General features: G+C 66.7%; 12 protein-coding genes and 3 pseudogenes. 4 read left to right on the forward strand and 11 right to left on the reverse strand.

Translation table 11 applies throughout. From position 1 onward, the window contains the following. Positions 1-92 precede the first annotated feature (92 nt). The 3 genes from AC4JJG_RS21110 to AC4JJG_RS21120 form a co-directional block, all read right to left on the reverse strand. On the reverse strand, positions 93-908 hold the full coding sequence (locus tag AC4JJG_RS21110) for a replication initiator (RefSeq protein WP_182374593.1): 816 nt from the start codon (positions 906-908) through the stop codon (positions 93-95). 60 nt (positions 909-968) lie between these two features. Further along, a complete protein-coding gene (locus tag AC4JJG_RS21115) occupies positions 969-2,363 on the reverse strand; it encodes an FtsK/SpoIIIE domain-containing protein (protein ID WP_182374594.1) in 1,395 nt (464 codons plus the stop codon). Between the two features lie 129 nt (positions 2,364-2,492). Beyond that, on the reverse strand, positions 2,493-2,819 hold the full coding sequence (locus AC4JJG_RS21120) for a hypothetical protein (RefSeq protein ID WP_182374525.1): 327 nt from the start codon (positions 2,817-2,819) through the stop codon (positions 2,493-2,495). A 283-nt stretch (positions 2,820-3,102) separates the two neighbouring features. Between AC4JJG_RS21120 and AC4JJG_RS21125 the strand changes: the two genes are divergently transcribed. Both AC4JJG_RS21125 and AC4JJG_RS21130 read left to right on the forward strand, forming a co-directional pair. Then, positions 3,103-3,234, forward strand: coding sequence for a hypothetical protein (locus AC4JJG_RS21125; RefSeq protein WP_258325139.1), 132 nt, complete (start codon positions 3,103-3,105; stop codon positions 3,232-3,234). 432 nt (positions 3,235-3,666) lie between these two features. Further along, positions 3,667-4,644, forward strand: a pseudogene (locus AC4JJG_RS21130) (IS256 family transposase); the annotation flags it as partial. A gap of 169 nt (positions 4,645-4,813) precedes the next feature. Here the strand turns inward: AC4JJG_RS21130 and AC4JJG_RS21135 are convergent. From AC4JJG_RS21135 to pcaD, 4 genes are all read right to left on the reverse strand, one after another. Continuing rightward, entirely contained in the window at positions 4,814-6,214 is a 1,401-nt protein-coding gene (locus tag AC4JJG_RS21135) for an IS1380 family transposase (protein ID WP_039867814.1), read from the reverse strand. 154 nt (positions 6,215-6,368) lie between these two features. Continuing rightward, complete coding sequence (locus tag AC4JJG_RS21140; RefSeq protein WP_495405839.1) at positions 6,369-7,580, reverse strand: acetyl-CoA C-acetyltransferase; 1,212 nt, start codon at positions 7,578-7,580, stop codon at positions 6,369-6,371. Positions 7,581-7,619: 39 nt separating this feature from the next. Next, positions 7,620-8,432 (reverse strand): IclR family transcriptional regulator domain-containing protein, encoded by an 813-nt coding sequence (locus AC4JJG_RS21145; protein ID WP_182659246.1) that lies wholly within the window; start codon positions 8,430-8,432, stop codon positions 7,620-7,622. An 8-nt stretch (positions 8,433-8,440) separates the two neighbouring features. Beyond that, entirely contained in the window at positions 8,441-9,232 is a 792-nt protein-coding gene (gene pcaD / locus AC4JJG_RS21150; RefSeq protein ID WP_495405840.1) for a 3-oxoadipate enol-lactonase, read from the reverse strand. Between the two features lie 128 nt (positions 9,233-9,360). Here pcaD and AC4JJG_RS21155 point away from each other — a divergent pair, with 128 nt between their 5' ends. Then, on the forward strand, positions 9,361-10,131 hold the full coding sequence (locus tag AC4JJG_RS21155) for a CoA transferase subunit A (protein ID WP_495405841.1): 771 nt from the start codon (positions 9,361-9,363) through the stop codon (positions 10,129-10,131). Continuing rightward, positions 10,128-10,757 (forward strand): 3-oxoacid CoA-transferase subunit B, encoded by a 630-nt coding sequence (locus AC4JJG_RS21160; protein ID WP_495405842.1) that lies wholly within the window; start codon positions 10,128-10,130, stop codon positions 10,755-10,757. The genes AC4JJG_RS21155 and AC4JJG_RS21160 overlap by 4 nt, the downstream gene beginning before the upstream one ends. An 878-nt stretch (positions 10,758-11,635) precedes the next feature. Here AC4JJG_RS21160 and AC4JJG_RS21165 read toward each other — a convergent pair. The 4 genes and pseudogenes from AC4JJG_RS21165 to AC4JJG_RS21180 form a co-directional block, all read right to left on the reverse strand. Continuing rightward, entirely contained in the window at positions 11,636-12,376 is a 741-nt protein-coding gene (locus AC4JJG_RS21165) for an SOS response-associated peptidase (protein WP_495405843.1), read from the reverse strand. A gap of 237 nt (positions 12,377-12,613) precedes the next feature. Then, positions 12,614-12,842: pseudogene (locus AC4JJG_RS21170) on the reverse strand (integrase core domain-containing protein); the annotation flags it as partial. A gap of 16 nt (positions 12,843-12,858) precedes the next feature. After that, complete coding sequence (locus AC4JJG_RS21175; protein WP_495405844.1) at positions 12,859-13,887, reverse strand: IS110 family RNA-guided transposase; 1,029 nt, start codon at positions 13,885-13,887, stop codon at positions 12,859-12,861. Positions 13,888-14,147: 260 nt separating this feature from the next. Next, a pseudogene (locus AC4JJG_RS21180) lies at positions 14,148-14,570 on the reverse strand (DDE-type integrase/transposase/recombinase); the annotation flags it as partial. Positions 14,571-14,635: the final 65 nt, after the last annotated feature.

Here is a 14,635-nt window from a genome sequence, read left to right on the forward strand (position 1 = left end):
GCATCCTTCCAGGCCGCCCGGCAGGGCAAGCCAGATCAGATGTCACCTACTCGTGCACCAGCCCCTGCGCCAGATCTGGCGGATGTGCGGGCTCACTTGGGTCGCGATGGTCGGGTCGTCGCAGGCGGCTGGGCTGATGGGGCGTGGGCTGATCCCTGTATCGGTGACTGATTTGGTGACGTACTTGGCGAGGTATCCGGCGATCTTGCGACGCTGCCGGACCGGGATTGACGAGTCCAGCGGGCGGCTTCGACGGCGAGTGCGGCAAGTTCGCTGCTGCTGACCGGGAAATCGACTGCGTCGCATTGCCTTCTGGTGGTGTCGGGGCGGTCGAGGCGGATGACCGCGTGGTAGTGCGGAATGAGTCGAGTCTGGTTCTCGTGCACCTTCAGGAATGACAGCCGCACAGTATCTTTCGGCAACCCCAACGTCGTCAGCTGAGCGGCCAGCAGTCTCCGTAGGCGCATGGTGAAGCGTTGCCACAGGGTCGGCGCCCACCAGCTGAACAGCACATGCCCGCGGTAGTCGTAGGTGCCGGGGCGGCGGGGCTGCCCGCCGCGGGTGCGGTGCTCAGGAGGGTGCACCTGCCCAAACGAGGGTGCGGTCAACGTCAGGAACACTTGGGGGTGGGCGGTGATCGTGTCGGGGATGTTGTGGTGCCCGCCGACAATGCCGGCGTGCACCAGTTGCCAGGTGTCTGCGGCATATAGGCGCGAGCAGGAGATGCAGACAGCGGCACGGCGGTTGCCGCAGCGGATGGTGAACCGGTCAGCGGCGACCAGGCCGTGGCGGCGGTGCAAGTGAATCGGGTGCAGGCAGTAGCAGGTCGCCCGAACCCGTGCTGCCCACCGCAGGTAGTGCTGACCGCCGGCGCGGCGCAGCATTTCCCGCACGGTGGCGGCGTCCAAGTCCGCTGCCGGTGTGGGCAGCAGTACGGGTGACGATAGTGACGGCACTGTCCCGATCTCCTATTTGGCGTCGTCGGCGGCGCGGCCGTAGCGGCGGACCAGGTCGTCGATGTGACGGTCGGTGTAGTGGAAGGCACGCACCAGGATTGGTGCGGCGGCACCATCAAGGGCCAGGTAGCCGACCCCGGGCAGATCGTCCGGAATCTGATGCGCCGGCCCGCCGCGGTCAGCCGCGGCTGGACCCAGGATCATCGTGGTCTGGGTGGCCTCGGCCATCCGCAAAGCGAGGCGGGCCGGGAACAGCTGCCGCATCGGCACGATTTCTTTCGATGGGTCTTGCACGGCGGCAACCACACTCACACCGACTGCGCGACCCTGGGTGAGCAGCAGTCCGAGGTGCTTGTCGATCGCGGTTTTGGTGCTGCGGTCGGCGAACGCGGTCAGAGCCGCGAGTTCGTCGATCACGATGATGATCAACGGGTCAGATAATGTCGGGGCGTGTAGCCGGGTAACCCCGCGCAGACGCCCCGCCCGATCGGTCATCAGTGTGGCAGCGTCGGCAAGGAGCTCGGCGATCGCCTCGGGGGTGTAAGCGAATCGGGCGAACAACGGTGCACCGGCGCCGAATTCCATGCCGCCCTTGGGATCAGCCACCCACACTTGCACGTCGCCGGCGGCCGTCAGGGGTGCGGCGGCGCCGATCAGCGACCACAGGACCGATCCTTTGCCGGCGCCGGTGACCCCACCGATCAGCAGATGAGTCCCCAGGATCGACAGCCGCCACGGCGACCCGTCGCCGCGCTGCCCGAGGTGCAATGACCACCGCCGCGACCCACCACGACTGGCCGCCGGTGAGGCAGTCGGGGCCGGGGTGATGGGTTCGGCGAGCGGCTGGGCGCGTCGGACGGCCAGCGTGATGACTGCCGGACTCGGACGGATCACGGTGACGCTGTCGGCGGTGAATGCGTCTGCGAGCGCCTCGGCGGCTTTGCGGAAATCGGTGATGGTCTGACCGCGCAGCGGCCGTACCGTCAGCACATCATCAGTCGGCGTGAATTGGACGCGCACGAGTTGTGGAACGGCGATCTGATCGGCCGAGGTACGCGCGAGGCCGCAATCGACACAGATGGCGGCCCAGGACCGGTAGCGCCGCCACACCAGATGGTGGAATCTGACGCGGTCAATCGTGATCTGTCGTAACGAGGCCAGATACCACATCGCCCACGCAATAACGACCACGACCATCAGAACCGCGCCGAAGATGGTCCAGAACAGTCCGGTCTGCCAGTTCAGGACACCAAGACTAATCGCGGGCACCGAGACCACGGGGAGGCGCCAAGCCCACACCAGGATGAATCGGACCAGTCGCCACACGCCGGTCACGATCGATCCGGCGATGTCGTCGGCAGTGGTATCGGGTGTACCGCTGCTGGGTGTTGAGGGGGTGTTGTTCATGAGGTGGTTTCCTCTGGTGCGCAGGCGAAACGAGGTCTCGATGAGACGTGAGGACTGGTGTGCGGGCCCACACGTGGCCCGGCGATGGCCGGCCAGGACGGTCGTATCAGGATCGTCCTGGCCGACCTGCTACTTCTGCCGCGTTGCCGCGGTGGTGTCGGCGGGGGTGATGGACGCGGCGCGGAATGCGAGGCCCGACCTGTCTCCCTGACTCCAGGGAATCGCAACCAGGCCGGTCACCGAAACCTGCTGGGTGACAGATAGTTTTGGATCACCCACGACCGTCGCGTTCAGGATTTCGCCGCCGCTCTCGTCGAGGGCGAGCATCTGCACGACGTACTGGGCCAGCCCTGTTGCCGGGTCCAGCCGGGGCGCACCGGTATCGAAGCTCAGTTTGATTTCCGGAACCTTGGTCACCAGAAACCGGGAATCGGTCGTATCGATTTTCAAACGCATGACTGCATCTCCTGAGTGAATGTAGTTGGTATGCACCATGTTTGGTGCACAACCCACACAACAGGACGCCGTGCTGTCAGTTCCATATCAATCAGAGGTCAGTTCGGGTCAGCGGCTGTCAATTGCCGTCACCGACCAGTCAGCCAGACGTCAGCGACACGCCGCTGCGTGACCAGTAAGGGCCCACCCGCCGCTGGTCTATGACATGGACCAACTATGGTCACCGGCCGAGCGGTTACAGTGAGCGCCATCGGCTCCAGCGATCACGACAGAAAGGCCGGGCATGGCATCGGACGACCACCACGGCGGCGCGGCATCCACGCAGACTCATGCCGAGTCGTCGGGCAATTCCAGTACTTCTGTCGAACCGGATGAGATGGAGCGCCGTGCGATCGTGGACCGCATCGCCGACTAGGAGTGTCGGACAGCACCCTCACGCGGGCGCGGCGGGGCGAGAAGATCAGCGATGAATCGGCCTACCTCATCGCCACCGCTCTGGGCGTCGAGGCCGGCCACATCTGGCCGCACCTGCAGGCCTCAAGCGCGGGTAGTGCGCCGATCGAGCGGCGATCGATCGTCGATGATCCACACAAGCGCCGATATCGAGATGCTCCGCATCCTCACGCTCACCCGCACCAGTGCCGTGCATGCTAAAACTGTCGCCATCACCACCATGCAAGACCTACTCGTCACCGCACCCGCCCCGGTCCGTGAACAGCTCTCCGGTTTGAGCCCACGCCGCCTGGTGTCGACCTGCGCGAAACTCAGCCTCGCTGACAATCCTTCCACCCCAACAGAATCAGTGCTGTTGGTGCTATACCGGCTCGCGGTTCGGTACCAGCACCTGGCCCGCAAATCCGCGCAGGTGTCCGAGGTGCTGCCGCTGCTGTACCTGCACGGGCTCTCGACCAGCGACTTCGGTCCCGCCCTCGAACAGTTCCTCGGCACCGGTGCCGGCCTGTCGGCCAGTTCGATCACCCGCCTCACGACGCAGTGGCAGGACGAGGCGAGAGCCTTCGCCGCCCGGGATCTCTCGGAGGCGGATTACGTCTATCTCTGGGTCGATGGTATTCACCTGAAAGTGCGTCTCGAGCAGGAGAAACTTTGCCTGTTGGTGATGATCGGTGTCCGCGCCGACGGCCGTAAGGAGCTCGTCGCCCTCTCCGACGGGTACCGGGAATCGACCGAGTCCTGGGCGGACCTGCTGCGGGATTGCCGCCGGCGTGGGATGCGGGCCCCGGTGCTGGCGGTCGGTGACGGTGCCTTGGGGTTCTGGCGGGCCCTGCGCGAGGTGTTCCCGGAAACGCGGGAACAGCGCTGCTGGTTTCACAAGCAGGCGAATGTTCTTTCTGCGCTGCCGAAGTCGGCTCATCCTGGTGCGTTGGCGGCGATGAAGGAGATCTACCTCGCCGAGGACATCGACAAGGCGCAGGTGGCGATCAAGGCATTCGAGATCGATTACGGCGCGAAGTACCCGAAGGCGGTCGCGAAGATCACCGACGACGCCGACGTGCTGCTCGAGTTCTTCCGGTATCCGGCTGAGCACTGGGTGCATCTGCGCACGACAAATCCGATCGAATCGACTTTTGCGACAGTGCGTTTGAGAACCAAGGTGACAAAGGGCCCGGGGTCGCGGGCGGCGGGGATGGCGATGGCCTACAAGCTGATCGAGGCCGCCCAGGCCCGCTGGCGGGCCGTGAACGCCCCGCACCTGGTGGCGTTGGTGCGGGCCGGTGCGCTGTTCCACAAGGGCAAGCTCCTCGAACGACCCGTCGAGATCACCCCGGAACCGTCACCGGACACGCCGGTATCCGAGGTCGCCTGACACACCTTAATCCACAGAATTTGACGATTCCTCCTAACTGTGAACACATGATGGAGTCGGGTTTCTACGGATGTTGTGTCCGGCGGGTCGTGTAGACGTGTTTGGGCGCCGGCTGGCGCTGCCGGTGGGCGGGTCTCCGGGTGGTGCTGTCGTGGGTGGGCAGGTGGGGTCAGGCCGGTTTGGGGATCGCGGCGATCGTGTGGAACACCGCTTCGATGGCGGTGGCCCAGGGCCAGGTCTCGGGGATTTTGACCCGTCTACGTCGGCTGCTGCGGGTCAGTAGGGCGGCGACGTGGAGGAAGCGGTAGCGCATCGCTTTGGGCTCGCACGCTGCGAGGATGGTGGCGGCGCCGGTGCAGGCCAGCATCCGGGTCCAGGCGACGAGGTCGGCGGCGATCATCACCGCCACCAGCCATGCCTGGTTGAGAGCGAACTCTCGCGAGGGCAGACGGCCCAGGCCGGTGTCTTTGGCGTGGCGGATCCGGTCCTCCACCCGGGCGTGCGCCCGATGCCTGGCCTCGAGGAACTGCAGTTGACCGGTGGCGGTGTTGGTGACGAACGCCTGGTAGCGCCACCCGTCGAGTTCCTCGAACATCGACAACTGGGCGCCGGGGTGGGGCCGCTCACGGCGGACGATGACCCGCATCCCGTCGGGCCACTTGGCGAGCATCCTGGGCGGCAGCAGTCCAGTCAGCTCGGCGATCTCCGCGCCCGGCCTCAGGTCGCCGTCTTGATTCACCGCTGGCCCCCACGCGGTGTCGGGGGCGATCGCGATGGCCCGGCGGATTCCGGCGGTGATCGAGAAGCCGACCGAGTACTCCACCCGCCGACCACGGATCCGATTCTGCTCGGAGATCCACTCCAACAGGTCATGGGAGGCGCCGGCGCCGTCGGATCGGATCAGCACATCACGCCGATGGGCGGCGGGAATCTGGGCGATGGCTTGCCCCAGGACGTCGATGTGGTCGGCCGCGGTGTTCGACCCCGCGTTGCCCGGCCGCAAGCTCGCAGCGAGGAACTCTTCTGTGTTGTCGCACCACACGCCGATCGGGTGGTAGCCGAAGGTGCGCTTGTAGGTCGGCGCGCTCTGTTCTTTCTCGCTGTGGGTGACCACGATGGTGGCGTCCACATCGAGCACGACCGTGTCCCCCAGATCCCGGCCCGCGCACTTGGAGGCCGGCACCCCGCCGGGCAGCTGGGACCACACATGCCGCCGCGTACGGGCCCGCGCGACCTGGATCTTTTTGCGTTTACCAGCGGTGACCTCGTCCAGGGCGCGCCACACCGTCGGAGAGGAGGCGACCGGACCCAGGACAGTGGATTGGTGGCGCAGGACGCGGATGTCGGCGATGGACGTGCCGCCACCTGTGAGCATCACCGCGACATCGGTCAACACCCTGCCACGGTCATGGATCGGGATGGATCGGCGCTGCGCCATGGCCCCCGACAGCTCGGCGGTCAGGCCGACGCGATCAGCCAGAAGACGCGGCGCGATGACCCCGGCATGAGCAATCACCCCGACATCCTCGACGGAGAACGACAGACCAGACGACCACGAAGTACGCTTCACCTACCGAGTGCTTTCTGCTTGAGGATCAGGAACCTTAAACAAGTCCCAGTTTCCCCTGTTCAGGAAGCACTTCGGTCTATTTTCACCCAGCGATCCGCAGATCCCCGTGAACTACCGGGGCTAGGTAGACGCTTTCTCCGCGAGGGTCTCAGACTCAGACTCGTTCGAACACGGCGGCCAGGCCCTGGCCGCCGCCGATGCACATCGTCTCCAGGCCCCACTGGACGTCGCGGCGCACCATCTCGTGCGAGAGGGTGGCGAGCATCCGGGCGCCGGTCGCCCCGACGGGGTGTCCGAGCGAGATCCCGGAGCCGTGTGGGTTGAGATGCGGTGAGGCGGGGTCGATGTCCCACTCCCGCATGACGGACAGGGCCTGGGCCGCGAACGCCTCGTTGAGTTCGATCACGCCCATGTCCTCGAGGGTCAGCCCCAGACGGTCGAGCGCCTTGGCGGTGGCGGGGACGGGGCCGATCCCCATGGTCTCCGGAGCGACCCCCGCGACCGCCCACGAGGCCAGGCGCACGAGTGGCGTCAGCCCGAGGGTGGCCGCCCTGTCCGCGGTGGTGACGACGCACATCGCGGCGCCGTCGTTCTGCCCGGAGGCGTTGCCGGCGGTGACGGTGGCCTCGGGGTCGGTGCGGCCCATGATCGCCCGGAGGCCGGAGAGGGCCTCGACAGTGGTGTCGGCGCGGGGGTGCTCGTCGGTGTCGACGACGAGGCCGGGACCCCTGCGCTGCGGGACGGTGACGGGAACGATCTCCTCGGCGAACACCCCGGACTCCTGGGCGGCCACGGCGCGTTGGTGGGACCGTTCGGCGAGCTGGTCCTGCTCCTCCCGGGTGATGCTGTACTCGCGGCGGAGGTTCTCGGCGGTCTCGATCATCCCGCCGTCGATCACGTGGGAGCGGCCGCCCACCGTGGTGCGGGCGCGGCCGAGGCGGTCGACCAGCGAGACGCCGTCGCCCTTGATGCCCCAGCGGGGTGAGGGGGTGGCGTAGAACTCGACCTGGCTCATCGATTCGACACCGCCGGCCACCACGACGTCCACGCCGCCGGAGGCCACCTGGAGCGCGCCGGTGATGACGGCCTGCAGGCCGGATCCGCAGCGGCGGTCCAGCTGCATGCCGGGCACGTCGGTGCCGAGCGGGGAGTCGAGCGCGGCGATCCGGCCGATGGCCGGGCCCTCGCCGCCGGGGGAGCCCTGGCCGAGGATCACGTCGTCGACGTCGGCCCCGGTCAGCCCGGTGCGCTCGACGAGCGCGGTGAGCAGGGTGGTGGCCAGGGTGCTCGCGTCGAGATCGCGGAACACGCCGCCGAAGCGGCCGACCGGGGTGCGCAGAGGCTGGCAGATCACGACGTCACGCATGGGTTCTCCTGGAGAAGGTGGTGGTTGGGGGCCGGAGGGTCATCGGTTGACGGTCGCCAGGTCGGCGGACAGCGCCCGGGCGGAGTCCACGATGACGGGGACGAGTTCGTCCCGGAGTTGCTGCGTCGAGTACCGGGCGGCGTGGGTGGAGACGTTGAGTGCGGCCACCACCCGCCCGTCGCGGTCGCGGACTGGGGCGGCCAGCGAGCGCAGCCCGGGCTCGAGCTCCTGGTCGACCAGCGCCCACCCGCGGTCGGCGATCTCCGCCAGTTCGGCGCGCAGCCCGGATTCGTCGCTGATCCCGTGCGGTGTGAGCACCCGCAGATCGGTCGCGGACAGGTAGGAGTCCAGGTCCTCGGGGGGCAGGGCGGCCAGCAGGACCCGGCCCATCGAGGTGGCGAAGGCGGGGAACCGGGTGCCGATGGTGATGCCGATGCTCATGATCCGGCGCACCTGGACGCGGCCGACGTAGACGATGTCGTGACCGTCGAGAACGGCGATCGACGACGACTCGTCGAGGCGGGCACTGAGCCGTTCGAGATGCGGTTGTGCCAGGTCGGTCAGTGGCATGGCCGACAGATAGCTGTAGCCGAGGTCGAGTACGCGCGGGGTGAGCCAGAACGCCGATCCGGCGGTGTCCACGTAGCCGAGCTCCACCAGCGTGTGGAGGAACCGGCGGGCCGTCGCTCGCGTGAGTCCGGTGGCCCGGGCGACCTCGCTGAGGGTCTGCCGCGGGTGGCCGGCGTCAAAGGCGGTGATGACGGCGAGGCCGCGTGCGAGGGACTGGACATAATCGGGGGAGGCGGATCGTTCGGATGCTGTCCCGGGTTCGGTCTCGGCGGGCTCCGGCACGTCCGCGGTCACGCGGGGTCCGGTGCGTGGGCCCGGGTCAGGTGGGTGCGCAGGACCTCGCAGACGCGTTCGGGCATCTCCACTGTGGGTACGTGGGCGGCGGGGGACAACGTCACGAAGTGGGCTCCGGGTACGCCGTCGGCGATCTCGCGGACCACCTCGGGCGGGGTGGAGGGGTCCTCGTCGCCGGCCACCACGAGGGTGGGGCAGGAGATCCTCCGCAGGTCTGCCCGCCCGTCCCAGCCCGACAGGGCGTCGCAGGCCGCGGCGTACCCCTCCGTGCTGGTGGCCACGATCATCTCTCGCAGACCGGTCACGAGGTCGGGATCGGCCTCGGCACGGGCGGGGGTGATCCACCGCGCGACTACCGCATCGGCGACCGCCTCGGTGCCGCCGCCGCGGACGGCCGCCGCACGCTCGGCCCACGCCGAGGGCTCCCCGAACTTCGCGGCCGTGCACAGCAGCGCCACGGAGCGCACCCGAGCGGGCTCGTGGACCGCGAGCCACTGCGCGATTGCGCCCCCCAAAGAGAGTCCGGCCACGTGGAAGCGGTCCACGCCGAGGGAGTCGAGCAGTGCGAGGACGTCGCCCGCGAGGTCGGCGATCGTGCAGGAGCCCGAAACGACCTCGGAACCCCCGTGGCCGCGGTGGTCGATCGCGACGACCGTGTGGTCCCGGGCCAGATCGCGGACCTGGTGGTCCCACATCGAGCGGTTCGACCCGAGTGATCCGAGGAGTACGACGACGGGGGCGGCCGTCGACTCCGGTCCGCTGACCTCGTACGACAGGGTGGCGGGCATGGCGTCAGTCCTTTCCTGGGGGCGCTGCCGGGTCCGGCCCGGCCCGGGCGTCGTGACCCACGATACGCGCGGATCGTGCGTGATGCGAACTGTTGTGCATCGAGCGAACACGGCCTACGGTGTCTGACATGACCAACAAGATCTTCTCCACGGCCGCCGCGGCGGTCGCGGACATCCCGGACGGCGCGTCCCTGGCCGTGGGCGGCTTCGGTCTGGTTGGCATCCCCGCCGTCCTGATCGACGCGCTCCTCGACCAGGGTGCGACCGACCTGAGCACCGTGAGCAACAACTGTGGGACGGACGGCTTCGGACTGGGCAAACTGCTCGAGTCGCGCCGCATCTCCCGGACCACCGCCTCCTACGTGGGGGCCAACAAGGAGTTCGCACGGCAGTACCTGAGCGGAGAGCTCGAGGTGGAGCTGACACCACAGGGCACCCTGGCCGAGCGGATGCGGTCCGGCGGCGCCGGCATCCCCGCCTTCTACACCCCGGCCGGCGTCGGCACGATGGTCGCCGACGGTGGACTCCCGCTGCGCTACGACGGGGACGGGGGAGTGGCCATGGCCTCCGAACCCAAGGAGGTGCGCGAGTTCGACGGCGTGCCGTACGTCCTGGAGCGCTCGATCGTCACCGACTTCGCACTCGTCCACGCGCACCGTGCGGACACCGCGGGGAACCTCCAGTTCCGCGGCACCGCCCGGAACTTCAACCCGGACGTCGCCATGGCCGGCCGGATCACGATCGTCCAGGCCGAGGAGATCGTCCCGGCGGGCCGGATCGATCCGGCCGACGTCCACCTGCCCGGCATCTTTGTCCAGCGCCTCGTCGAGGTCGGACGACAGGAGACGGGCGTGGAGATCAGGAAACTCAGCAACGGCAACGGGGAGGACCGGTCATGAGCTGGACGCACGAGCAGATGGCCGCCCGCATCGCCGCGGACTTCGGCGACGGACAGTACGTCAACCTCGGGATCGGAATGCCGACCCTCATCCCCGACTTCGTCCCCGACGGCGTCGAGGTGACCCTGCACTCGGAGAACGGCATCCTCGGAGTGGGCCGGTACCCGACGCCGGAACAGCTCGACCCGGAGATGATCAACGCCGGCAAGGAGACCATCACCGCGGCTGCCGGGGCGGCGTTCTTCTCGTCGTCGGAGTCCTTCGCCATGATCCGTGGCGGAACGGTCGACGTGGCCGTGCTCGGCGCCATGCAGGTCTCGCAGGCCGGGGACCTGTCCAACTGGATGATCCCGGGTGCCATGGTCAAGGGCATGGGCGGAGCCATGGATCTGGTCCACGGCGCCGGCCGGGTGATCGTGATGATGGACCACGTCACCCGCCAGGGTGACATCAAGCTGATGGCCGAGAACTCCCTGCCGTACACCGGCCGCCGGTGCGTCCAGCGTGTCGTCACCGATCTGTGCGTTCTGGACATCGGACCCGAGGGGTTCCGGCTCGTCGAGTCGGCGCCGGGCGTCACGATCGAGGAGATCCGGACCAAGACGGGCGCCGAGGTCCACACCTAACCGTCATCGACGAGCACGTCCCGGATGACGTTCGTTTAGTGGTCGTGGGCACCCCAGCCAACACGAGTAGCCTCCCCACTTGTCCGCTGCCCGTCTTGCTTGTCTCATGCATCGACCGGTCGTGGTAGAGGATCGTCAAACGACTGCTACGGTCAGTGCATGTCGAAATTTTGTGCTGACGTCGATCAGGCTAGGTACGCGCCTGTTGGAGCAGGCCCGCGAGCTCCTTGAGACGGATGGTGTCATCCCCTTGCAGCCACGAGCCACTAAGACAACCACCGGCTCGCTAATCAAGGCGCTGGAGCGATATTTGGACGACTCGAGCCAGTAGAGCACTGTAGCACTATAGCGCTAATGTGTCACAATGCGTTTGAGCGGATGAACGTCGGAAGATCTACATGGCCAATGTCAGCAGTCCGAAACGCGAATTATCTCACTACCTACTCGTTGCACCTTGCGACGCTCCCGACCATCTCTCATGACCAGTGCGAGGAGATCGCCGCCGCCCTGGCCTGCCCACCGGCAGCAATAGTCGACCGCGTAGCGGCGGACTTCATTGCCGATCGCGACCTGCACTGACCGGCCCACTGTCGGAGACAGTGCCTACAGTGCGTCAGCATGGACGACCTGCACGGCCCCATTCGGTAGGCAGCCGACCCAGTAGAGGAGACCTTCTTCCTCGAGCTGCTGCGCTGGCACCGCGCCGTGACCGGCCTGCCTGACCTCGACTGGTCCAGCCCGGGCGCCTACAGGACCGCCATCACCGAGCTCGGCGAGAACCGCGCTGCCGCTCCGGGACCTAAGACGAGCCGCCCGCGACCCCCGCCGACACCGCCATGGAGCCGACGGAAAACCCCGCTACCGAGCGGGTCGCACGGTCAGTGACCAGCACCCCTGCCAGTAACCGGTTTGATTAGGTCGGCATCGTGCCGGTCCAGGGTGCGGACGTTGTTGATCGCCCGGGACACCGGCCGGGTCCGCAGCGTTGCTGCGACTGCCCGGGATTCGACGTCGAGTAGGTCGAGCAGATCGCCGGCCCGGTCCTTGGCGATCTGCTCCGGGTTGAGCCAGTTGTCCCACGCGGTGGGGGAGAGGAACACCGGCATCCGGTCATGCACCTCACCGGCCGCGTCTTCGCCGGTGCGGGTGATGATCGTGAACGTTGTTCGCCACTCGTTCTCGTTGGTTTCTCGGTGGAAGGCGAGAAGGCCGGCAGCGAGCAGGAGCTCGTCGCCGGGGGCATGGACGTAGCTAGGGTTCTTGACCTTCTTGCCGTCCTCAACTGCCTCTTGCCACTCGAAATACCCGGTCATCGGGACCAGGGCCCGCGCCGTGGAGAACGCCGAGCGGAACATGCCGTTGATGGCCACCCCCTCGAGGCGGGCATTGATCGGCCGTGGCCCTTTCTCCTTGGCCCACGACGGGCGCAACCCCCACGTTGGCAGGAACGCCTCACGCACCCGATGATCACCGACCAGACGCTCCCGGACCACCGGCGCCCGCGTACGAGGAGCGACCGAGTAGGCCGGTGACCACTCGAAACCCGGTTCAGTCCCGTCAAGATCCAGTGCGTCGACAAGCGCAGCACCAGATACAGCTACGGAGTAGCGACCACACATGCCGGAACAGTAACAGCGACACCGTCGATCTGACGCTGACCAGCGATCCCGACGGACCGCGTTCTATTGGCACACCCGACTGATTCCTACTCCTAATGTGGTTGGCAGCGTCGGCGACGGCGTAGCGGAGGGTCTCGGTGATGGGCGACTGCGATCTGTGGCGGAGTCCTCCTTGAACACGCTCCTCGGAGGGGTTTATGACTTCCGAATGAACCGCCCCAGGTTTCCCGCCGCTCCCTATATGGGTTGCAGCTCTCGGTTGAGAGCGGCGTAGTAGCTCTGCTCGAACTCGACGGGCGAGACGTAGCCCAGGCTCGAGTGGAGCCGGTCATTGCCCGAACCACTCGACCCATGCGGCGGTCGCGTGCTCGACGTCGGCGAGCGTCTTGTACGGCCCATCGTGGAAGATCGACGAGCGAATGCACTCGGCCTTGTATAGCCCGTTGATCGTCTCCATGAGGGCGTTGACGCTCCTATAGTTGTCAACTCCGGATTTCGCTGGTTGAGGGGTCGATTTTGACGAGGTGGTAGACCTCGCGGATGACGTACCGCTTGAGGCATCGGATGATCTCGCGTTTGCTCTTGCCTTCGGCGGTTCTACGAGCGACGTAGGCGATGGTCGGTTCGTGGAAGCGCATTCGGACAATGACGGTGCGGTATATCGCGGCGTTGAGTTGGCGGTGCCCGCCGTGGTTGATGCGGTGCCTCCCACTGGTCATCCCTGAGCCCGTCGGGACGGGACTGATTCCGGCGAGCTTGGCAAAGGCAGCCTCGGACCGAATGCGCTCAGGGTTGTCGCCGACGACGATGAGAATCTCTGCAGCGGTGTCGACACCGATCCCGAACTGCTCCAGCAGCTGCGGTGCGGTACGGGTGACGAGCTGCTGCCAGCGGCGAGCCAGGGAACGCAGCGAATGGCGGAGTGCATCATCAGGGCTCTCCAGTACTCGTGGGCGCAACGCGGCCAGGTGACGAGCGAGCATTATCTGTGTCTTGCGGCTAGTCTCGCGACGCAGCTCGTCTGACCCGTGCACGAGCATGGCCTTCATAGTGACCATCGAAGCGGTCCGATCCGCTACAGCGGAATCATGGGCGATCTTGAGCTGACGGATCATCTCGACGGCGCCATCTGCGGTTTTCGGGGTCGCGGTGGCGAAGCCGGCAAGCACCGACCTGGCGGCATTCTCGGCGTCGAGGGTGTCGGATTTGCCGTTTGCTCGTCGTGTGCGGCGATCTGGGCGGCCTGCCTCAATGACCTTGTGTCCATGACGGCGCAGGAACGAGGTCAGCGTGGCTCCGTAGGAGCCGGTGCCCTCGATACCGAACGCGAGGACCTTCCCAAAGTCTGACGCCCACTCCAGCAGCTGCTTGAACCCGCCGGCGTCGGTCGTGATCGTCAAAGTCGCGAGAATCCCGCCGATCGTGTCCATCACCGCCGCGACGTGGACGTGCTTGTGGGTGTCGACGCCGATCACGACGTGTCCAGAGCGGACGGTTTCGAGTGTGGTCATTGCCTGTCTCTCCTTGCCGGATAGCGTGGACTCACGCTGTCGTCGGCGGGTGGACAGGACTGTCACGGGGACGCCTCTCGAAAGTCTGCTCCAGGCTCCTATTAGGTCACGCCCAGCCGGCGGCATCGCTTACTGCGTGCCCGGCCACACGGTCGACAGATCAACGCCAAGACACCATTCGGGTCAGTCACCAGCAAGGGTCAGACCGTCGCGGCCAGGACTCCCGGAACAAGCATCGAACCGGTAAGAACAGACTGACAGTCGTAGGCGTCGCCGACGCTGCCGATCGATGGTTCGATCCCCTCGAGCGCGAGGCGTTCGGTGAACGCTACAGATGTATATTGGCTGCCTGCGTCCGAGTGGCTGATCAGCGACTTCGGCTCGACCGGGTGTCCCTCGCGGTCGCGTTGCCACAGTGCCATTCGCAGCGGTGTCATCACTAGATCCGTGGCCATGGTGGTCGCCGCGTTCCAGGCAACGATGCGCTGGGCGAATACGTCGACGATGAACGCGACGTAGGTGAAGCCGGCCCACGTTCGGACGTAAGTGAAGTCAGCGACCCACACCCGGTCCGGGCGATCTGAGGTGAAGTCCCGGTCCAGCAGGTCCGGCGCCCTCACGACGTCCGGATCCGGGGAGGTTGTGTACACCTTATTGGCCCGGACTACCCCGGATAGGCCCAGGGGACTGGTGCACGGTTAGGTGACATCTGATCTGGCTTGCCCCGGGAGGGCGGCCTGGAAGGATG

Source organism: Gordonia sp. B8661-1 (assembly GCF_059427765.1).

Coding starts and splice junctions, on each gene's coding strand:
- AC4JJG_RS21115 (WP_182374594.1), bottom strand. CDS start 2,363: ATGAACAACACCCCCTCAACACCCAGCAGCGGTACACCCGATACCACT.
- AC4JJG_RS21120 (WP_182374525.1), bottom strand. CDS start 2,819: ATGCGTTTGAAAATCGATACGACCGATTCCCGGTTTCTGGTGACCAAG.
- AC4JJG_RS21125 (WP_258325139.1), top strand. CDS start 3,103: ATGGCATCGGACGACCACCACGGCGGCGCGGCATCCACGCAGACTCAT.
- AC4JJG_RS21140 (WP_495405839.1), bottom strand. CDS start 7,580: ATGCGTGACGTCGTGATCTGCCAGCCTCTGCGCACCCCGGTCGGCCGC.
- pcaD (WP_495405840.1), bottom strand. CDS start 9,232: ATGCCCGCCACCCTGTCGTACGAGGTCAGCGGACCGGAGTCGACGGCC.
- AC4JJG_RS21155 (WP_495405841.1), top strand. CDS start 9,361: ATGACCAACAAGATCTTCTCCACGGCCGCCGCGGCGGTCGCGGACATC.
- AC4JJG_RS21160 (WP_495405842.1), top strand. CDS start 10,128: ATGAGCTGGACGCACGAGCAGATGGCCGCCCGCATCGCCGCGGACTTC.
- AC4JJG_RS21165 (WP_495405843.1), bottom strand. CDS start 12,376: ATGTGTGGTCGCTACTCCGTAGCTGTATCTGGTGCTGCGCTTGTCGAC.
- AC4JJG_RS21175 (WP_495405844.1), bottom strand. CDS start 13,887: ATGACCACACTCGAAACCGTCCGCTCTGGACACGTCGTGATCGGCGTC.